Genomic DNA, 20790 nt, shown 5'->3' with positions numbered 1-20790 from the left:
TCATGAATGCAACAACTCTTATCTCCAAAATTTGGAATTTTTGCCATACCTTACGTGATGATGGTGTGGGATATGGTGATTATCTAGAACAGCTCACATTCTTACTTTTCTTAAAAATGGCTCATGAGCAAAAAACACTAAATCCATTTGAGTCAGTTGATGTTGGTATTCCTACTAACTACGACTGGGAAAGTCTCCTTAACTTAAAAGGTGCTGCTCTTGAAGCTCATTACATCAAAGTACTCAATAAGCTTGGCACAATGTCAGGCATGTTAGGTGCTATTTTCTTTAAAGCACAAAATAAAATTCAAGATCCTGCAAAACTACATCGCTTAGTATCTCTAATCAATGAAGACACATGGAGTGGTATTGGTGCTGACGTAAAAGGTGATATGTACGAAGGTCTTTTGCAGAAAAATGCAGAAGATACCAAAAGTGGCGCTGGTCAGTACTTTACTCCCCGCCCTGTCATCGATGCCATTGTTGAATGTGTTCGCCCTAAACCGATGAAAACAATTGCAGATCCTGCATGTGGTACAGGTGGTTTTTTCCTAGGTGCTCATAAATACTTATTGGCTCAAAAGTTAGATAATAAACAAGCTGAATTCTTAAAAGAAAAAACATTCTTTGGTAATGAGATCGTCGCAAGTACCCGTCGCTTATGCTTGATGAACTTATATCTACATAACGTTGGTCATCTTACAGATGAACCACATATTGCTCGTGCAGATGCCTTAATCAGTGAGCCTTCTGTAAAAGTAGATTACGTCTTAGCCAATCCTCCTTTTGGCAAAAAAAGTAGTATGACTTTGACCAACGAGGAAGGTGAAGAAGATAAAGAGTCCCTCACTTATGAACGTCCTGACTTTTGGGTAACGACATCAAATAAACAATTAAACTTCTTACAGCACATCGTAAGTATGCTGAAAGCAGATGGTAAAGCTGCTGTTGTTTTACCTGATAACGTACTTTTCGAAGGTGGTGTTGGCGAGCGTGTACGTAAAAAGCTACTGACTGGATGTGATGTACACACCATTCTGCGCTTACCTACAGGTATCTTCTACGCAAATGGAGTAAAGGCAAACGTCATCTTCTTTGATAACAAACCTAAATCAGAGCAAATCCAAACCAAAGGTATTTGGTTCTATGACCTTAGGACCAACATGCGTTTTACGCTAAAAACTCGCCAACTTCGTAAAGCTGATTTAGATGACTTTATCACATGCTATAACCCTGAAAATCGTTTTGAACGCAAGGAAACTGATCGATTCAAATACTATCCTTACGAAGATATTATCGCACGTGACAAAACCAGTCTGGATATCTTTTGGTTAAAAGATAGCAGCTTAGATAATCTTGATGACTTGCCTTCACCTGTCGTACTTCAACAAGAAATTATTGAGCATTTAGAAGCAGCATTAGAAGCTTTTAAATCAGTATCTTTAAGTTTGAAAAATTAATATAGAGCTAGGCTACTTCTATTAGCCTAGCTTTAATTTTTTGAGCCTTTGATGAATAGTTGCCATAATTACTTTCTACTCATTCCCCCTATACTAGAATAATGTTTTTCCAAAAGTGCCAACATTTTCTCCTGATGTGTCTGAATAACTTGCCTATTCAGATTCTTACTTCCAGAATTTTTGAAAGTATCAAATAAGCATTTAAGCTTTAAAGAATCGTATGAAGGCTTTCTATCAAATTCTGCCATTTTTACAGTCACTGGCTTATTACTATATTCAGAGTTCTGACCTGGACTTAGTAGAGCTAAATTACCAAACGCGTGCAAATATGATTCTTGTAAAGTAGCTCCATATCTTTCATTTTGTGAATGCACGTGCTCTACTGAGTTTTTTGCAGTAATACGATAATTTTTAAATTTCTTCTCTGTACGACGACCATAGTTTTTCCATAAAACATATTCTAATTTTTGGAACCAGTAATGTTCAAAAGAAGTCCCTTTTTGACTTTCTAGGTAATCTTGAATTTCTTGCCAGTCTTTTGTTCCTATTTCATCCTCAATACAAAGTTGATAACTCGCTACTTTTTGAGTGACGTCATCTACTGTCAATGATAAATCATTATCAATTTTCTCTAACCACTCAACAACTTTATCTTGCCCTAAACTAGACTCCGCAGTGATTAGGTGTATTAAGAATGGCGTTAACCAATATTGCGCACTACGTTCACCAGTAAAAATTCGCACACATTGTAAAAGCTCTAAAGCAGAATGTTCTTTCTTTGTCCTATTAAAATATGCTTTTTTAGCCTCTTTCTTTTTCTGTCGATTTATCGAAGTTAAACGTAATTCCTCACCACCACCATCTTCGTTCTCTAGCCATTTAACACACCAAGTATCAAATTGATATCGTACTTTCCACAATACATCTAGAAAAAATTTTACCTCTTTCTCACTGGATTGATTTACAAAGGTTTTAAAAATTTTTTGTAAGTTTGAAGCAATCAAACGATCTTCAATATCATTCTCATCATTTAACACTTTGTAGATACGCAATGCATGAATTAATAACAACTCGAAGCTAATAAAAGATCTACAATGATTTTTCCCTTCCTCTGGAATATCCTCTTCTATCTGATCTTTAATCTCTTTTTCATTATCGCTGTCAGTTTCAGGACCTAAATTAATCCTCTTTCTATCAATATCTTGAATAGATAAACCTTTCAAAGACAGTGCCTTGGGTCCTTCAGCATTGACATCAAATACTATTTTCTCTGCATCGTATTGTTCAAGATGCTCATACTTCAATTGATTCCATGATGAAGCTTCGATTTTTTTACGTAACACTCGTTCAAAATATGTATTCATATTCTGGCAAGCATCCCAAATTGCCTCATAAAGCTTCTTATTCTTAGTAATTTTTTTAAAAATTTTGGATTTCAGAATATCTACTGGCTCTAACTGTATTCCCGAAGTATTCATACTCGAGAACAATTTATTCAGATCTGTCTTTTCAGGAATAATATTATTAATCCATCTTACATTTTCAAAGATGTAGTCTATAAATTCCTTAAGATCTAACTCACTTTCACTAATCTTTTTTAGTCTTTGTTTTATGTACTCAAGACCTGCATGTATATGCTTCAAATAAGCATCTTCGATCAATTGATCTTGCGATGGCTTACCAAATCCATCAAGCCCTGTTTGAGAACCCAAATAGGATTCAATTCTTTCCCGAATTTCAAAATGCAATCTCGGTTTTTTATCATAAGTCGAGACTTTAAGTATCGGATGCCCTTTTAAATCCGAATCTCTGTAATCATGGCAAGCCAAGGCAAATAACATCAATGTTGTTGTACGCTGTTGCCCATCGATTAATTCATAAGTTGAATGATCTTTTTTTGATGACAATGTCGTACCAATAAAATAATGAGGTTCTTTATTTTTAAATGCCTGCTCAATATCATTGAGTAAATCTTCAATATGAATTGAACTCCATACATACGGACGTTGATAGCTAGGGATAACGAATTGATAACTCTCATCTACAACGTGCTTTAAGCATAAAAGCTCTGTATTTACTGCTTGATTCATTCTTATTATCCCAAATTCCGTATAGTTTGACTCAACTGATCTGCAAATTGTTCTGCATATATGACTTGTTGTATTGCCAATCCAAAGTATATATTGGTTTCTTCAACAAAATGTCTTTTGACCGTGTTTTCATTGAGTCCATCTTCATCTACTTTTAGTTCAAAGCAATCTAAACTTTCAAAAACCTGTTCTGCTGTAAAGCTATAAGCTATAAGGTCTAACACTTTATGACCTTTTAAAAACTCAGGTATTGAATCTGCCCTTACTGCTTTTTTATTACTGACACGTTTTGAATAGGCCACCCTAAAAAACTTCTTAGCAAAGACATCAAGCTTATATTCACCAAATTGACTGATGTATAACATCAACCCAGTGACGAAAAGCTCTTCTAGGAAACGACAACCTTCTAGTTCTTTTAACCAATGAATAAACTTAGAATACTCTGGTAAATAGCTGACTTTTAAATCTTTATAATATTTGCGGTATAAATTTTGAAAGTATTCCATATAGGAAATGCTATTGATACCTTCATTTAACGGCTGTCTAAGCTGGTAACTATTTTGCAAATCTTGCTTTGCTTGTTTGGTCATAGGTGTATATGTCACACGAATAAGACCATAAGCAACATCGTCTTGATGTTTTAGAGTTCGGTTGGCAAACTCTTCAACTACTTCATCTCGATTTTTTTGTTTTTCTTGATAAAAAGGAACTGTTCGCCCTTTCAAACTATTCCAATAACGCCCTCTTAACAGCGTCATGACTATGCCTTGTAATTCACCTAAATCTTCCCATTCTTTGGCATAGTGATTTCTATAATCTACAGGCACAGCTCTCAAATGATGGGCTTTAATAATATCTGGCCCCGTGAGCCTCACACCACCTGTATTTTGCGTTTCAAAGAATTTATAAGCATCATCTTCTGACTCAGTTACTACGAGTGATACAACAATATTTTCAAATTTTATATATTCTTCCCATTTACTCCGTACCTTTTCAAGGTACTGTAAATTTTGCTTAATATTCTGGATACTCAGACTTGCTTGATACGTTAGAGATACATCATCAAGCTCGCCATTTAGATAGCCAAGTAAAGCAAGTGTTGTTAAGCGCTGCTGCCCATCAATAATATTCAAACATTCATCTTGTGCATGTAAGATCACACTCCCAAGATAATAAGGACTGTCAGCAAATTGTTGGCTATGGTCTTTTAGATCATCAATCAGTTTATCAATCTGCTTTTCACCCCACACATATGGACGCTGGTATTCTGGAATACTTAATTGCCCTCGAATATATGTCTGGTTTACAGTCTCGATTCTTTTACCGCTGAGTAACTGAGCTACATTACAGACAGCCACTTTTATCAACTCTTGTGGTTTTGACACATTAATCCATATAGTTTTATATTTTATATACCATTCTAGCGAATTATTTTATAAAAATCATTTATATATAATTTAAAATCCAGCTAAGAAATTTAAAAAATTTTAAAATATGTTTAAAATTTCAATAAATTCTTAATTATATAAAAATCAAAATCTTTAAATGTGACTTCACCTGTCACTTTATTCACTCAATATACCTTTTTAACCAACTAGCAAATATCACTTTTTACATCACGGGACTACAAAAATGAAAGGTATAATTCTAAATTTTTCAATTCAGACCAATTCAGGAATTATCTCGGGGGAGGATTCTCAACGTTACTCTTTCGTAGGAAATGAATGGAAAGAACGCTCTGTACCAGAACGAGGCTTAAAAGTTGATTTTGATATCACTCCACAAGGACAAGCCATTGATATTTATCTTGAACTTCTTTCCAATTTATCGACGGATAATACTACACTCCCAAAAAAAACAGTTAAGTCAGAAGATCAATATCAATTTGTAGATTGGTTTATTAAATGTTTAAAGAATTATGCCAATTTTAATGGTAGAGCTAGCCGTCAAGAATTTTGGTTCTTCGTGTTATGTAAATATACATTAATTTTTATTTTATTTTTACTAGATGAAATGCTTGAAACTGGAGGCATCTTCTGGGTAATTGCTGCAATTGGTTTAGGTCTACCTGAGTGGGCTGTTGGTTGCCGACGATTACATGATATTAATAGAACAGGATGGTATCAGCTATTAGCGATCATTCCTTTTGCAATCATATTACTAGTTATTTGGTGGTCAAAAGAAAGTGATCCTCAAGAAAATCAATATGGTAAAATAACAACATAAACTAAAAAAGCTCATAGGTCTTTTGACCTATGAGCTTTTCTTAAGCATTTTGATTAATCTTTTATTGCAGTTCCTATTCCTGCTTTTCTAACAGGCCATTGTGGTAGTCCTAGAAAGGCTAAAAATTAAACTTATTGTGTGCAAGAACAGCATACTACATGAATAAATTTTTCATACAAATTGATAAATAATATTATTAATACTCACTGCACCAAACTTATGAATAAATTGCATTAAAAATGCCATTATTACCCACAACTATAAAATGTTAAATCATACCAATAAATACTATTTAAATATTTTGCAATGTTACCATCAGATATTTCTCTAAACTTGTATTTAGTATTTTAACAATACCATCAAAGCTCCATTCAGTAACTTCTTTAGTTTGTACATTATACAAAGCATAATGCCCATCCCCTAAATCCAAAACAGGAATAGAATTATCTGGATAAGTGCTTATAGCACTTAACTCTTGGTAAGCTCGTCCAACATTAACATGAGAATTGGCGGGAACACCTAGACCGTAAAATTCTAAATAATCATATTCTAACTGCCCACAAGTTCTGAGATAATTCAAATATTCAGAATCAAACTTAAATGGTAAATTCTTTTCTGTAGCTTGAATTTGCTCATCTGATACATTAATAGTATCAACTGAGTTTGATACTATAAACTCTTTCAAAGTATTCATGCGTTTTCTAACTCCTGTCTCACTTCTTCAGCACGAGCTTTCCAATGTTCAGCACGTTCTTTACCAAATTCAGTGCGGCTAATTTCTGATTCTTTTTTGGCTTCATGTAAAATTGTATAGTTCCCACGTTCTTGAGTACCATGCTCTTTTTTGGTTAGCTCTGCAAGCGGGGAATCCATTTTTTGCCCAATATGATGTAGTTCATAAGGCTGTCCATTTTTATCTAAAGGAGATAAACCTTTGCTCATTCGGTCAAGATTAGTCCGACCTCTATCATCGACTTGATCATAATCAATATCTTTTCGAACCAAACATTCACGCCCATTGACTTCTTTCGCTTCAAGTTCTGCCCCATCATAAATATCTGCTTCTTCTTCAGAACGAATAGATTCAACAGTTTTTTCACCATATCCCTTCTCTTTCAATTCCTGTTTTCTATCATCAGATAAATCAGTCAAAGATTGTTCCATCCTCTCAGGAACAATTTTAGATATTGGTTGATCTAAAGAAGAGATAGAATATTTACCCTCTATTGAAGTAGATGTATCCTTATACCAATTTCCTTTCGATAAAGATGCTATCTCTGTCATTCCTTTCACATCTATCATAATTTCCCTCTAGATTAAGCTAAGTTATAAGGTTCAAGTGTATTTGGCTTTATTTGGTCTATCCATATTTGATAACCTTTTAAATAGCGCTGATCCAACATAGATAAATATTTAAAACATGCCTGTTTTACTTCCATCTGAATTAATGTATCGGACTCAATAATCAAATGATTTAGTCTAGAATCAAAATCAACAACATCTGTTGTTTGCTGAATAAGAGGCTCTAACTTATCCTCCAACTCCCAACTACGCACAATTAATCTACTAATCTTTTCGTAATCTTTGATTGCATCCATTTTCACGCCAGACTTATATTGGGTAATTAAATCAGCAATCTCTAAACGCAATAATGTATCTGCAATTTGTTCCAAATTTGCTTGCATCTGTTCAATATCAAAGAGACTTTCTTCTTGAATACGTTGGCTCATGCATAATAAACAACGTACAATTTCTTGTCTTAATTTTTGTGAAGATGAAATACTTCCAATTTCAGCATTGAAGATGTATCGTTGGTTTTGCTGTTCAAAATAGTTAATTTTGCACAGAATCGGTTCTAACCACTCACTCTGATGCACAATTGCAACACCCTGTGGAAGCTTAGAAATCTCTTGTAGCTGTTCATCATTTAATGCAACAGAACGACCAACCACGTGACGATCCTGCTCTTCAGGCAAGCGTAAAATAATTTTTGTATTGGTATTACGAATAGCAGAAATATCTAAGGCATTCGGTGACTGATCTACAATAATAAATGCTTCACCATAAGTTCGCATTTCTGCGATAGATTCACTCAGCATTTCTACAGCTTTACCAACAAGGTTACCAGATTCCATAGATTGGCTAGTATTAGTCCGCTTCAATAGGTGATGCGCTTCTTCCAATATGGTGACATGCTTCAGCGCTGAATTCATATCAAGATTTTGACTAATACGATACTCATTTAACTTCATCACCAAAATCCCCATAATTAAAGACTTGGTTTCAGATGATGCAACACGGCTCAGATCCACAATCACATTATGATCAAACAACATAGTATTACTAAGCTCATGATGATTAAATATTTTTCCATTTAAACCATCCGTTAATGACATAATCCGTGTTTCAAGTGAACCAATATAATTGCTTTTAACTTCTTCTGAATAAGCAGAAGATTGGATAATTTCTTTCAACTGATTCGCTACATCTTTAAATGTAGGAAAATATTTTTCTTTCCGTAAGTTGATAGATTCAGTCAATTCCCATCCAACCACCTCATAGGCTTTAAGGATAGATTTTTTTAAAATCACTGGCATTGCAGCATACATTGGCCAGCAAACATTGAAAATCTCAATGAGCCGATCAATATGTTCTAAGACATGGATATCTTCTGGGAAACTAAAAGGATTTAATTGTAGTAATTTTGCTTGCTTAGGATTCGTTCCATATACAGCCACATTTGGATCATTTCCAAAAACATGCTTATATTCACCTTTTACAGGTTCAATAATTAAGAACGGAATCTTCTGTTGAAGTAGTTCATTTAATATCGTGTATAACGTATTACTTTTACCTGACCCAGTAGAACCACAAACTAAAGTATGTTGGGTCAATTGTTTTTTATTAAGAATAACTTTTTGATTATACTCTTTCCATAAATGACGCAATACTCCAAGTTCCAAACCATCTACATCACTTTCTTTAGATTGGTTTAGTAATTGTATCGAGCGACCAAATGGAGCTGTTTCAACCACACTTAAAGTAGAAGTCGAATGCTGTGGTAAATTGAGAGTTAAAGCGATTTCTTTTGTAGATAATAGTGTCGTTGGTGTTAAAAATGGGATTTTTTCTATTATCTTATCTTTAAATATTGGGCATAATTGTGGATGTTGAAGATTCTTTAAATACCCCAAAATCAAGTCCTTATTTGTATTAGACCATGTAGTAATACTAGACGCCTCACAACTAGATTCGTCGCCTTTCATCAGACCATAGTAAATACTCCCCAATGAGTGCGAAACAATCGGGGTTTTACCGATAAAATACGCAGCAAAGTTCCAGCCACCGAAAGACTGAACTTCATCCAAACGCTCTAGATTACGATCAATTTTTTGCAGCATTTGCTGTATCGATTTATTCTGAAACTCAATCGTATGCTGTTCACTCGTACCGGTTGTTGTCCCATTACTTATACTATTAGTCGAAGTATTAGCGGTTGAATTTGTGTTTGTAGTGGTCTTACTGTCTGAATAATTCTCAGTTTCAGTATAACTATTTCCTTTGGTTATAGATGAGGAATTACTTTGACTAGCATTTATACCTAATCCAAAAGGAGATATAGAAGCAGCTTGATTTTTTGATGACCCAACTTGATTACTTTCATTTGTTCCGTTAGAAACACTCTGACCTTTTGTTTCTGTAAGTCCAACACTTTGCCCTAAGGTTTCAGTTACACTCGAACCTAGTACCTGTGCGAAGTTTACTGATTCTTGCTGAGAATAGCTAAAGGTGTTCTTTGCAAAAGGAGAAATTTGAGTATAAATTTGCTCATAGCCAGTTTTAATGATTTGTAATAATTGTTCATCTACTACTTCAGCAAGAATAATAGCCTGATAAATTTGCCCCTCAGCAGCATCAATAAAACGTTCCATACCTTGCATGAAATATTCACGGTCTGTTACCGATAATGATGGAATTGCTGTAACAGCTGTCACACCTGCTGCATCATTTTTTTGATATTCTTCTATCCGAGCAAAGACATTGTTGATTTCAGCATTAGACATTCGCTTCAAGCAACTACCAGAAAATTGCCCTTCAAAGGTTGCTTGTAATAATTGACCTGCATTCGTGCCTGCACCAGTACCAGTTTTACTTTTTACACCAATTTGTATTTGTGTAGAGTTTCCATCACTTTCCAATACAAAAAATATACTATACCCCGATTTTCCTAGAGCTGTATAAATGGCTGCTAAACCTTCTAAAACTGATTGTTTATTGTTTTGTACTAGACGTTCTAGTTTAAATAATCGAACTTCCGAACCTAAATGAACTGCTTCAACATTTGCAGGAAAAATAGACATGTTTGATAAATCAGGCAAATAGCTTTTGCTGATAATATACTCTGTGGATTGCAGCATTTTATCAAGGTCTTGCTGTTTAAAACTTACACCAGTTTTTGCTTTGACTAAATCATTCATACATATTTTTCCTTATCTTAATCTTATATCTATTGATTTATTTTAATTTCGATTTAACTTTTTCAATTAAATCACAACTGACATCTTTTATTTTCTGTAGACTCTCAACCAAAATATCAATTAACTCATCTATCCAAGATTTTGAATTACTTTCAGTATTATGTTGATCTTTACCAGTTTCATCATCTTTCTTGCCTTGGGAACTAGATGTTTTCTCCTTAGTTCGTTCAATATATTGAAAGTCAGGATCACCATTTACTCGTAAATATTCACGAACATCTAAAAGATGTTGATAACGTTTGAATGAAAAATTTGTTTCCAATGATACATTTTGCTTTAGAAAATAATCAGATGTCCAAAAATTCACATCTTCATTCATTGGTTTATTAAACATATCCTCTCTATATTCTTCAAATACATCAGAGCATTTATCTTTCATTAGAAATAAAAGCTCATTTAGCTTGGAAATAGGCTGACTATGATCTAACAACAAATTTAATAAAGATATCTTTAATCCATGTAGATCACGACTTGATAGTTCATCAACAAATGTAGAAGGCAAATTACTTAATATAGCTTTTTGCTCTACATTATTTACATTATGGCTTCGTGTTGCGGATACATTATCAGCAATCATATTTTCCATATGACTAGATTCTGTAAAGCCTTTTACACCAATAACAATCAAATTGAGTTTAATATCTATCGCTCGATTTAACCGTTCTCGACAAAAATTTTTATCTAACTGCAATCGAGAACGATCAAAATCTTCTCGTATATAATGTGTCTTTTCTTCGATCAAAGCACCCAAAATAGAATTAAAAGCCTCAAAATCACTACTAACATCACGCAGACTCTGAAGTTCAACTTGATCATTTAACTGATCTAAGTACTGTAAAACTTGTTCCTTATTCAAATTCATTTTGAATCTCTCTTAAACTACTAAAGTTGTATTCAGTTCAGTGCGTAAGTTTTGAATCCATAGCAATTCTTGCTTCGCTTTTGCAATGACTTGCTCACGTTTATCTTTATCTTGAATTTTTTCAGTCAAATCAGAAATGATCTTATCGAATTGTTGGTCAAATTCTTTGCTCATAAATGCAATATAAAGATCAACAATCTGATTTGCCCCAAATTGCAAATGTTTTATACCGTCGACTAGCAATTTATCGAATGGTCCTCGCACTTCTTTAAGCCGCACGCCCCATAACTCATCTAAAGACACATATTTTTTATCTTCATAAATACCAATTGTCTCCGTACGTCCCCATGAGAATGGGTTATACCAACGAGAAGTACTTACCTGTCTCTGTCCAACTCTTACCCTTTTTGACTTTACTTCAGCAGAAACGGTCCTTGCTACTGCAATATTCAAATGTTGCAGCTTATGTTTAAGACCTTCCAATGTTGGAATATTCAATGAATTAGCATCTTCAAATATTGATGCAACATATTTTTGATATTCAACACTAAGATCACTTTGAATATCCTTTTGCATCAGAGTATAAGCATTTTCTAATGCATTGATTACTTCTCCAAACTTAAACTTCAATTCATTTTCAATACTTTCTAATTTTTTATTGGCGAGTTGTTGACTTATCTCACCACGTAAACTATTTCCTGCATTATTTAATGTCTTTACAATATCTGTGCGTAAAGATTCAATAGCATCTATTGTGGTAGTTGGGAGTTGATTCTTTTTCTCTTTTAACTTTTGTTTATAAGTTTCAGTTTGAAAACCCTGTTCTCGTTTTTGCTCAAGCTTATGGATACTATCTAAAATTTCTTTAAGCTCACCCTCATCTTGTTCTAATGAAAGTGTGATTTTCTCCTCATTTAAAGCAGAATTAATCGCTTTTTCTAAAGCTACTTTAGCTCTATTTAAACGATGTGGAAGATTATATTTGTCAATATATTCATCAATCATCATTTCAACAGCAGGAATACCAGTATTTTTTAAAGCTGTATTAAACTCCTGATTATCAAAAAATCCTAATTCTTCAACTTTTCGAGAGACTTTAGCAGTTAATGGCATATATTTAACAAAGTTGTAATGATCATCTTGGAACTGATCAATATAACTATTCTTTTCTCTACGCTCTTTAGCTGTCAGTTTTTGCTCATCATTTCGAATTAATCTTGCTGCAAAAGCAGATACAGGATAAATCAATGGGTCATCAATGCCATTTTCCTGTAAATAGTTTCTAACATTATCTAATGCTTTTTCTAGAGATTCTTTCTCCAGATCAAACTCATCACATTTATTTACGACGAAAATAAAGCGATCTTTTGCTTGTTTACCACCTTTTTTAATTTCCTTTGCAACTAAACTCAATAGATTTTTATCATCATTAATACCTAACTGTGTTGCATTCAAGATATACAAAATTAAAGGATTACGGATTGAATCTTGTATATAAGACATAGTTAATCGAGCATGTGATTCATCACGGCTATTATTTGGTCCAGGTGTATCAGTTAAAACTAGTCGAACGTTGTCTCTTTCTTGAATACCTCGAATTGAACCTTCTATACGGATGGTATGTGTCTTTTCAAGATCATTCCATTCATTCAATACTCTAAGGTCGATAGATTGCTTTTCATCAAGTAAAACGTTATCTTTACCATATCTCTCTCCATAATACCCATCCAACTTAGTATTAAAAATTTGAGCGATTGTAGCTGTAGTTGCTTCATTTCTTGCGGGCAATAAATCATGACCTAACAAAGCATTAATGAATGTAGATTTACCTGATGACATTGTAGCTACAACATATGCATCAACGTCATTATTAAATGACTCTTCTAAACCTTGCTTAACCTCACTATTATTTTCTAAATAGTTCACAAATTTCTTGTTTTCTTTTGCTTTACTTACCAAAGTCTTAATTGCATTTAAACGGGATTCTGCGCTATCAGCAAAGGGCTTTACATTCAAATCAATGTTCATGCCATTCGCATTTGCTCGCTCCACTTCTTCCTTTAAATCAATATAGTCTGATTCTAACCCTTCAAATGTAATTACTATATTAATATCATCATTAAAAAACTCGGATAACTTTTCCGGAAGATTAGCAACCCAAAGTTGTAATCTTCTATTTTTTAACTCCGATAAGATATTCTGATCAGACAGCTCTGTACCATTCACTGTAAAAATTGTTTCTACTGTAAATGGGTTATATTTGATATTAATGTTATTCATAGTTAAATTTTCTTACTTAAACCTTGTTTAATAAATTCTTCAAAATATGGAAAACCTGTATTCAGATATAACTTTTTGAGATTTTCAGATTTATTATCTAAAAAATCATAAAACTCTGTTTCATCTATTCTCAATGTTATATCTTCTGGCAAATTTAGATGTTTTAAAAATTCGTTATCACTTTTATCTCCTAACAGTTTCAGAAATACCCTTCTTTCTTTACCTGTCAGATGCTCTCTTCTTTCTATCTTCTTTAAAATCAGTGCATGGTAGGCACTCACTAGAAAGAACTTAGGCTCATCAAATCCTAATGATTTGAAATATTCTCTTAGATTCGCCAAAAACCCTTCCACTGATTCCAGCTCACTATCTAAAACGTCAAGCTTATTCACCAAAAATATGATTTTATCCTTGTTAATATTACTTAAAATATGTTTTATATAAACAAAATCATCATTTATAAATGGTTGACTAGCATTAATTACATAAACAATATAGCCATCATAATTACTTAAATATTTATACGATAAATTCCTATGGCTCAGATCTCTACTATTATTAGCACCAGGCGTATCAACAATAACTAGGTTTCTATTTACTTCAAATTTTGATGCTATTTCAATATAAGAAATATCTTGAGCTGCATTTAATACTTTTATACTATCAAAATTAAAATTCGAACTTTGATGTAATAGAAATTGATTTTCATCATAGCAAAAAATATAGGTTTCATCAGCATGGCTAATTGTTGTGATTGTGGCTGTTGTTGCCTCATTTGCAGAATGTAGTAACTCAGTTCCTAGCAATGCATTAATACATGTTGTCTTACCTGAGCTCATTGTTGCAAAGAAAGCTAATTTTAATTTCTTGTCCATATATTGCCCTAACTTTCCAAATAGCTCTTTAGTCCAACTTCCAATGCATCCTGCAACTCTATTGGATTAACGATTTTGACATGAGGAATCCAATAACGAACCAGAGGGAGGATTTGGTGGTAATGAGTGATTTGGCTGGAAATTAATAAACCACCATCTTCCAAATTCTTAATAATTTGTTGTTCAGGCAATAACGCACGTTGAGTAAAATACGTTGCAACATCTGGTTGTACAGTTAAAATCACTTCAATTTTTTCTGTGCCGAGCCAAATATCATTTTCGTTTTCAAGTCGTTCTAAAATCACAGGGTCATGTTCAAAATAAACTACCGCTTTTGGAGAACTGATACTGTTCATTCGCGCTAAGCGATAGGTTTTTAATTCCTCTTGTTCGACAGCTGCCAAGTACCAACTGCCATGATGATGGATTATGCGATAAGGTTTTACATGCCTAAGTAAATCTTTATAGAAAAATTGAATTTGTTTTTTCTGCTGTATCGCTTCGTTTAATTTTTTAAAGTGATCTGCATAAACTGAAGCATCTTCAAAGGCATAGCCTTTAGCTGAATAAATTGGTGGCTTCCCCTTGTCTAATAAATCTCGCAGAAAAGGAACATTCAGCTTTGGATATAACTTCTGTACACCTGACAATTGAGCAAAATTCACGATATCACGTACACCATAATTACCCATTGTGATTGGATTTAGATAAAACCTTTTGGTTTCTTCATCACGAATAATTGGCAATTCGGTAATTTCCAAGCGTTCAAAATCACGCTGGATTGTGCGTGGATGTGTTTTGAATTCTTGTGCCAATTCTTTTGGACTAAGCCGCTCACCAGCATTTAATCTAACAATAATTTTTACTAGCCGCTCAGCTAGCCGCTCATGCGCAGAAGAAGTTACTTCCATACTTACCCCGTTATTTCTCATTTTTATGTTATATGAAATTTTTAAGATGCAATTGATTTAAAACATCAAGACACTATCTCTTTCGAATTTTGCATAACATATCTAAGATGCTGTATTTTCCTCTACTCTTCTGACAGGTGGTGTCAGGCCCACCATTTTTTTTAGCTATTTGTTTAATCAAATGAGTGCAATAGCGTAGAATAAATGAAGAGCTTACCTTTAGTGCCATTCTTGTGCTCAATTTGAGTAAATTAATTAATGTATCATCAATAGGGATAATTACTATAAATTTCATACAGATGAAATGACTGTATTGCGCATTTGATTAAAATACAAACAATTATATACACACTCACACAACAGATAGATCACATTTATTTATACAACGGGTTGAAGAAGGCAGCTGATTTAGTTAGACATATTGATGCTGCTATACTCCAAGAGTAAAACCCTCAATAAGTTTAGATTTGGTTCTTCAAAATGATTTATCTATACCATTCCTAAATTTTATTTTTATTAATCTGCATTACATTTAATACAGAATATATCCACAACAAACTATTTTTAAGGACATCACCTGTCCTTCAATTTAACCAAAATAATGTCATCACTTATAAAATTGAGAATCGAATGTCAACTTTGGTTAAGAAATTTCTAATCATTTTATGTTGTATAAGTACTATTTCTCTCAGTGGATGTAGACTTCCAGTAGGCGTTACTGAAAACATACTTGAAGTTATTGCTAAAATCTCTGGTAAGTTAATTGCACAAATCTTTTTAGACCTATCCAAATCATCACAATCAAAACAAACAGCATCCATTCCTACAAAAGCACCAGCTTCTAACCACAATACATCGGATGTGTTGGATACAACCAATAGATCAATATCTGTTCAAGAACTTGAAGATGCAAAAAACTTGCAAACACAAGCTGCCTCAGACACTGAAGAAGTTGAAAAAAATGATATGCTAGTCACCCGACATCTATCGAGAAATGATTCTTGGTCTATAAATAATTTCACCCCAATCACAGATGTTCCAGACATATATGCTTATATAGAAACCTTAACGATCACTCATGAGGCAGAATCGAAAGATGTGGGGTTAGAGCTTCGTAAAGAAATTGCAAAGCAGAAAAATTTTTCTATCACGAAAGTCAAAATCGAATATGCTTATAAAACTGGAGATGGGTATGCGTACATCTTCATTGTTAAAGATAACTGTTTGTTTGTTGAAGCGAAAATTAATCGTAGCTGGCGTTCAATCTCCCCAAAAGTGAAAGCCTGTTAAGTATATCACCATCACTTACCTAGCTTAAAAAGCTTACTAATGTAATATTTAAATCCGTGTATTTCTGTATCAACCTTACAAGTTTCTCTTAGCTATTTATAACTTTCACTTGATAGACTTGTTGCATAAATCCAAAAGTATCTCGACATGAACCACAACCCAAATAAAAAATCATATATTTTTCTAAAAAAACCTCAAGAAAGAATATAAGGTTTACATATATGCATTGTAGGTTTGCTGGAAAATTCATCTGAATTTATATTGTAATAATCCATGCGATTCTCTTTTTCTAAGTTTTATCAATACCAAACTATAATGACCTTTATCACCTATAGCTCTATATATGATTTTCTAATTACGAAAAGTACTATTTTTTACAAAAAAAATAAGGGAGCCGAAGCTCCCACTCAAATTAGCGATTTTCAGACTTAACTGCAATCCATTGATTGATTTCCCATGCAGACCAACCGACACGCCCAACGGTTAAATTGATTTGCTTTGGAAAAGTTGGATCATATTGCTTATGTTTTTCATTCATAATGTTATAGATAGTTGCTCGACTCAAATTTGTAATATGCATAACTTCTTTTAAGTTAATGATTTGATTCATCAAAAAAGTTTGACCTGTGATCGCATTCATGATGTTTACTCCTGATCATTGATGCGAGCGCTTATTCGCTCAAATGATCGGGGTATCCTGTATAAATCTACACTGAGACACCCTCCCCCATCTTTCCCTAGTTCACCACCCGAACACTTTGCTGCAAGCCTTGTTGAATCTGCTGAATCTCCGTGACTGCTTGATTCGGACTGCCCCCTACTCCTGATAAATTATCTTGCTGCTCAGAATAAAACTCATCTACAACCTGCATTCCATCGTCTCCCTCATCCCGATCAAACACTGCATTGGCATAACCCTGTCGAGCCACCTGATCCAGTAACTCCTGCTGAAAGCCGCAGGCTTGCGCCTCCTGTTGCAATTGTTTAGCTGCAATGATGGCATGTTGTAAACTGACTCCCTCCCTTAAAGTCAAATCGACATAGTAAATTGGTGTGCCATAGCTTTGACTGGTGCTCTTACCTCTTAAAGTGAGCTGTAACGGTAGGCAAGACAGTAAGCCATTCACTGCGGCATGGTAGTAACGCAGCCTTGCGGTTAAGGTACGAATGCTGTTAAAACCTGTGGTTCTAAGAACAAAGCTACCCAGCTCATCCTGTTCATCCAAGTTGACATATAAACGGGCATAGGGCTTGCACTGCCCACCTTGAGCCAATGGGCACAAATCAGGTGATGGGCAGGGATGTTGTTCAACCCCGTTGCCTGTTCGACGCTGACAACTCTCCCCATCGCCAATACACACGGGTCGTCCCGTCTGACGGTCAAACAAGGTATATTCAGCCCGTAGATTCAGTTCTGGATCATCAAACAGCATCCTGACAGGAATACTTCTCAGTTTCTGATTGGGGGATTTGGCACGCAGCTGTTCATCAATGGGATGTTTGACCCAACCCTCCTTGGTATGGATTTGACTGGTAATGGTAAATTGATCGTCTTTTTCAGGCAGGCGTTTACCGTTCTTTTCGACTACCTTGCCGATACTGATACGACCCAGTACAGGTGGTGTGATGATGAGACCTTTAATCATGTGGATATCCTCTGTTCATTTCATCAGTGATTAGTTAAATTACAAATAAAAAATCCCATGCACTAAGCATGGGATTTCTGAAGTTGGTTGCTTGAATGTGAAAGTAGTTGAGTAAAACCACTCCATTTAATCGTTGTAAATCTGAAAGCGTCGGCTGCCTTGCTTGGTTTGTGGAAACTGCTGTAGATATTCAGGATGTTGTTTCAGTAAAGCTTTACTATCTAGACTGATTGAATCCTTGGAGCGTTTCCATGTGACTGAACCACCCTGAAACACAGCACGTTCCGCATCCTGCATCTTGGCTTGGAGCTGATGCTTGAGCAGATCAAACTGTTCCTGATGCTGTTCAATCAAATTGCGCTGTTGAAGCAGTTGCTCAAACTGTTGATTGGCATCGTTATCTTCAGACAGATCAGTCGTACTCAATGGCACATGCTCTGGATAGAGCAATTGCAGGGCTTTAGCAGCCGAGGCACTGGCATCGACTGACGGTGGAATATCCTGTTCCACACACTCCCAGAACTGACGCTCGGCTTGAATGATGTGCGTAATCACTGATTCATTGCGGCTGACTTTAAATATCTTGGTTTCATGCCCACACAGCAGCACACAGACATGTGCCGCCTGTTTGCCTGTCACGGCAAGCTGATGTTGTACCTGACAGAGTACATATAAAGGCACACCATCCCGCCATAGTTTTGCCCCATGTTCACCTGCGGTTTTACATTCCAGAATCTGGACTTCAGGATTGCCCACTACGGCATAATCGAGGTTTGCCAACATAAAATGCTTATCGGGATCAGGGTGCTGTAACACCGCATTCACTCGTCTTACTTTATGCTGGGTATGCAGGCTGTAGTATTCAGCCACCAAGGGTTCGAGCTGTTTACCCCAATACAAAGGTGCATGCCCCTGATGATCATCTTCGATGTTTTGTTGGATGCGTCCCGTTTTAATCATCCATAGTTCCAGCATCGACATATATGGATTGAGTCCACAGGCTGCGGCACAATCGCTACTGCCAATGCCTTGGCGACGCACTTCTAGCCATTCGGCTTGACTGAGCTTTCGGGTATCGACAAAGCGTTTGGCGGTAAACAGTTTCGGACGAGTGTTATTTAGAATTGGCTGAATTGATGTAGATCGGTTTGAAATTGAAAGGGCTGTATTCATGAGAAATTCCTGTATGTGTTAATTTTTGGGCATAAAAAAACCCCAACCGAACACAATCGATTAGGGCGTTTTAAGGGTTAAAATTAATGAAGAAATTGGGGTGCTAAAGTTATGACAAGGTATTGATTGAATTCAGAATGACTAGAAAAATCTGACTTAAGCAATAAGACGTAAAGCTTGCTCTAATCCCCGTTGTTTCAGGGCTGCACCTGCCCCAAACCATGCTGAATCCAGACGGTGATCCTGACTCATAGCTCGACGTTCGTGATCGGCAAACTCGGTGATGCTACACAGCAAGCCATAGGCATTGTCTTTGGCTGAACTCAGTTCAGCACCACGTCCCTGCCCGTTAAACATGCTCATGACCTTGGACATGGCTCGTCCATTCGGTTCAGTTTTAGTCTCAGCTTTGCCTGTTGGATTGCTTTGTGCTTGGGTGGCAACATTGCGGTAGAACTGAATAATGCTGTCGTCCTGATCAGCAAGGCTTAGGCTAGTGTTGTTAAACACGGCATCGAAATAGGCGACTGCTTCGGTCTGGGTGACTTTACGTTGGCTGAGCTGTTTCATTTCATACATGTGTTCATCCCATGCTCGTACTGAAATACCCAGTTGCTGTTTAACTTTCTCGGCATCGAACTTGGTGCTATGCGGTACTTTCACCACACCCGCACTGCTGCTTTGTCCTTTCAGAGCAATCGCCAATGTGTTGTTACAGACTACACGGATCGAAGTGAATTGGGCAGTGGTGGCGAGTGTGCCATCACATGCAGTTGCCAGTAGAATATAGCCATTGCTGACATCCTTGCCTTTGAGCATAGAGGTTTGTCCAGTCTTGGCTAATGCCCAAAACTTCTTACCGCCTTTGAGCACCCCTGCAGTTTCCAGTTCAAAGCCAGCCTGCTCGGTCAGATCCCGATAGAATTCCAGAATCTCCAAGGGTTGGACTTCTTGATAACGCTGACTGACCACAGATAAAGGGGCATGCGTATCGGAACGGTACAACACCCGTTGTTCTTCATACGGCAGAATGATGTTCTGTCCACGTTCATTCTGTGCCATATAGCTGACATTGGAGGATTCAATTCGCCAGTCCATGCCCGCCTGCTGTGCCCAGACTTCAATCGGTTGATTAGGTGTTAGGCTATTCCCTAGACCATGCCAAGGGGTTTCGCCAACATACGCCATATTTTCAATCAGATGTGCCATAAATCGTTTCCTTATAAACAAAAAAGCTGCTGAACCTCATCCCTGAATGGAATAAAGTTCAGCAGCTTTAGCTAAGACTGTTTGAATGAAGAATGTATCTATTGACTCAAGATAAACATTCTATTTGGTGATTCATGTTTATGTTATATAAGTGAAATTCCTTTCAATCAGCCCAACCGCTCCAGTCGTATTAATCGCACCCTGATCTTACTGTATAGACATCACGATCT

General features: G+C 35.6%; 16 protein-coding genes. 3 read left to right on the top strand and 13 right to left on the bottom strand.

Translation table 11 applies throughout. The features are described from left to right. The first annotated feature begins 2 nt into the window (after positions 1-2). Positions 3-1460, top strand: coding sequence for a class I SAM-dependent DNA methyltransferase (locus F975_RS04995; protein ID WP_004750976.1), 1458 nt, complete (start codon positions 3-5; stop codon positions 1458-1460). Positions 1461-1528: 68 nt separating this feature from the next. On the opposite strand, the gene F975_RS04990 is transcribed toward F975_RS04995, so the two are convergent. Together F975_RS04990 and F975_RS04985 are read right to left on the bottom strand one after the other, a co-directional pair. Next, positions 1529-3550, bottom strand: coding sequence for a DUF262 domain-containing protein (locus tag F975_RS04990; RefSeq protein WP_004750974.1), 2022 nt, complete (start codon positions 3548-3550; stop codon positions 1529-1531). A gap of 5 nt (positions 3551-3555) precedes the next feature. Then, positions 3556-4935: a DUF262 domain-containing protein gene (locus F975_RS04985; RefSeq protein WP_004750972.1), complete on the bottom strand. Its 1380-nt coding sequence runs from the start codon at positions 4933-4935 to the stop codon at positions 3556-3558. A 247-nt stretch (positions 4936-5182) separates the two neighbouring features. Between F975_RS04985 and F975_RS04980 the strand changes: the two genes are divergently transcribed. After that, positions 5183-5776, top strand: a complete 594-nt coding sequence (locus F975_RS04980) for a DUF805 domain-containing protein (RefSeq protein ID WP_004750970.1) — start codon at positions 5183-5185, stop codon at positions 5774-5776. A gap of 292 nt (positions 5777-6068) precedes the next feature. Here the strand turns inward: F975_RS04980 and F975_RS04975 are convergent, their stop codons facing one another. From F975_RS04975 to F975_RS04945, 7 genes are read right to left on the bottom strand one after another with little or no spacing between them, the layout of a single operon-like run. Beyond that, positions 6069-6470 carry an SMI1/KNR4 family protein gene (locus F975_RS04975; RefSeq protein WP_004750968.1) on the bottom strand — a complete coding sequence of 134 codons (402 nt, stop codon included), beginning with the start codon at positions 6468-6470 and terminating at the stop codon, positions 6069-6071. After that, positions 6467-7078 carry an HNH/ENDO VII family nuclease gene (locus tag F975_RS04970; RefSeq protein WP_004750966.1) on the bottom strand — a complete coding sequence of 204 codons (612 nt, stop codon included), beginning with the start codon at positions 7076-7078 and terminating at the stop codon, positions 6467-6469. The genes F975_RS04975 and F975_RS04970 overlap by 4 nt, the downstream gene beginning before the upstream one ends. 14 nt (positions 7079-7092) lie before the next feature. Continuing rightward, positions 7093-10254, bottom strand: coding sequence for an ATP-binding protein (locus F975_RS04965; protein ID WP_004750964.1), 3162 nt, complete (start codon positions 10252-10254; stop codon positions 7093-7095). A 37-nt stretch (positions 10255-10291) separates the two neighbouring features. Further along, positions 10292-11176 (bottom strand): hypothetical protein, encoded by an 885-nt coding sequence (locus F975_RS04960; RefSeq protein WP_004750962.1) that lies wholly within the window; start codon positions 11174-11176, stop codon positions 10292-10294. A 12-nt stretch (positions 11177-11188) separates the two neighbouring features. Then, the gene (locus tag F975_RS04955) at positions 11189-13456 is read right to left on the bottom strand and encodes a dynamin family protein (RefSeq protein ID WP_004750960.1); all 2268 of its coding nucleotides are present in this window, start codon (positions 13454-13456) and stop codon (positions 11189-11191) included. A 2-nt stretch (positions 13457-13458) separates the two neighbouring features. After that, positions 13459-14331, bottom strand: a complete 873-nt coding sequence (locus F975_RS04950) for a dynamin family protein (protein WP_004750958.1) — start codon at positions 14329-14331, stop codon at positions 13459-13461. A gap of 8 nt (positions 14332-14339) precedes the next feature. Then, positions 14340-15242 carry a helix-turn-helix transcriptional regulator gene (locus F975_RS04945; protein WP_034425751.1) on the bottom strand — a complete coding sequence of 301 codons (903 nt, stop codon included), beginning with the start codon at positions 15240-15242 and terminating at the stop codon, positions 14340-14342. A 630-nt stretch (positions 15243-15872) separates the two neighbouring features. Here F975_RS04945 and F975_RS04940 point away from each other — a divergent pair. Further along, entirely contained in the window at positions 15873-16532 is a 660-nt protein-coding gene (locus F975_RS04940) for a hypothetical protein (RefSeq protein WP_004750954.1), read from the top strand. A 412-nt stretch (positions 16533-16944) separates the two neighbouring features. Here F975_RS04940 and F975_RS04935 read toward each other — a convergent pair whose 3' ends face one another. The 4 genes from F975_RS04935 to F975_RS04920 all read right to left on the bottom strand — a co-directional run bounded on the left by F975_RS04935 (position 16945) and on the right by F975_RS04920 (position 20560). Beyond that, positions 16945-17172 carry an AlpA family phage regulatory protein gene (locus F975_RS04935; RefSeq protein WP_004750952.1) on the bottom strand — a complete coding sequence of 76 codons (228 nt, stop codon included), beginning with the start codon at positions 17170-17172 and terminating at the stop codon, positions 16945-16947. A 97-nt stretch (positions 17173-17269) separates the two neighbouring features. Next, positions 17270-18178, bottom strand: coding sequence for a recombination directionality factor (locus F975_RS04930; RefSeq protein WP_004750950.1), 909 nt, complete (start codon positions 18176-18178; stop codon positions 17270-17272). Between the two features lie 126 nt (positions 18179-18304). Next, the gene (locus tag F975_RS04925; protein WP_004750948.1) at positions 18305-19351 is read right to left on the bottom strand and encodes a YqaJ viral recombinase family nuclease; all 1047 of its coding nucleotides are present in this window, start codon (positions 19349-19351) and stop codon (positions 18305-18307) included. A gap of 156 nt (positions 19352-19507) precedes the next feature. Beyond that, complete coding sequence (locus F975_RS04920) at positions 19508-20560, bottom strand: DUF932 domain-containing protein (RefSeq protein ID WP_004750946.1); 1053 nt, start codon at positions 20558-20560, stop codon at positions 19508-19510. Positions 20561-20790: the final 230 nt, after the last annotated feature.

Source organism: Acinetobacter brisouisimilis, assembly GCF_000368265.1.
Taxonomy (GTDB): Bacteria; Pseudomonadota; Gammaproteobacteria; order Pseudomonadales; family Moraxellaceae; genus Acinetobacter.
Note: the sequence above shows the minus strand (reverse complement) of the source record. Positions and strands in the feature narration are given on the sequence as shown.

Coding starts and splice junctions, on each gene's coding strand:
- F975_RS04995 (WP_004750976.1), top strand. CDS start 3: ATGAATGCAACAACTCTTATCTCCAAAATTTGGAATTTTTGCCATACC.
- F975_RS04990 (WP_004750974.1), bottom strand. CDS start 3,550: ATGAATCAAGCAGTAAATACAGAGCTTTTATGCTTAAAGCACGTTGTA.
- F975_RS04980 (WP_004750970.1), top strand. CDS start 5,183: ATGAAAGGTATAATTCTAAATTTTTCAATTCAGACCAATTCAGGAATT.
- F975_RS04975 (WP_004750968.1), bottom strand. CDS start 6,470: ATGAATACTTTGAAAGAGTTTATAGTATCAAACTCAGTTGATACTATT.
- F975_RS04970 (WP_004750966.1), bottom strand. CDS start 7,078: ATGATAGATGTGAAAGGAATGACAGAGATAGCATCTTTATCGAAAGGA.
- F975_RS04965 (WP_004750964.1), bottom strand. CDS start 10,254: ATGAATGATTTAGTCAAAGCAAAAACTGGTGTAAGTTTTAAACAGCAA.
- F975_RS04960 (WP_004750962.1), bottom strand. CDS start 11,176: ATGAATTTGAATAAGGAACAAGTTTTACAGTACTTAGATCAGTTAAAT.
- F975_RS04955 (WP_004750960.1), bottom strand. CDS start 13,456: ATGAATAACATTAATATCAAATATAACCCATTTACAGTAGAAACAATT.
- F975_RS04950 (WP_004750958.1), bottom strand. CDS start 14,331: ATGGACAAGAAATTAAAATTAGCTTTCTTTGCAACAATGAGCTCAGGT.
- F975_RS04945 (WP_034425751.1), bottom strand. CDS start 15,242: ATGGAAGTAACTTCTTCTGCGCATGAGCGGCTAGCTGAGCGGCTAGTA.
- F975_RS04940 (WP_004750954.1), top strand. CDS start 15,873: ATGTCAACTTTGGTTAAGAAATTTCTAATCATTTTATGTTGTATAAGT.
- F975_RS04935 (WP_004750952.1), bottom strand. CDS start 17,172: ATGAATGCGATCACAGGTCAAACTTTTTTGATGAATCAAATCATTAAC.
- F975_RS04930 (WP_004750950.1), bottom strand. CDS start 18,178: ATGATTAAAGGTCTCATCATCACACCACCTGTACTGGGTCGTATCAGT.
- F975_RS04925 (WP_004750948.1), bottom strand. CDS start 19,351: ATGAATACAGCCCTTTCAATTTCAAACCGATCTACATCAATTCAGCCA.
- F975_RS04920 (WP_004750946.1), bottom strand. CDS start 20,560: ATGGCACATCTGATTGAAAATATGGCGTATGTTGGCGAAACCCCTTGG.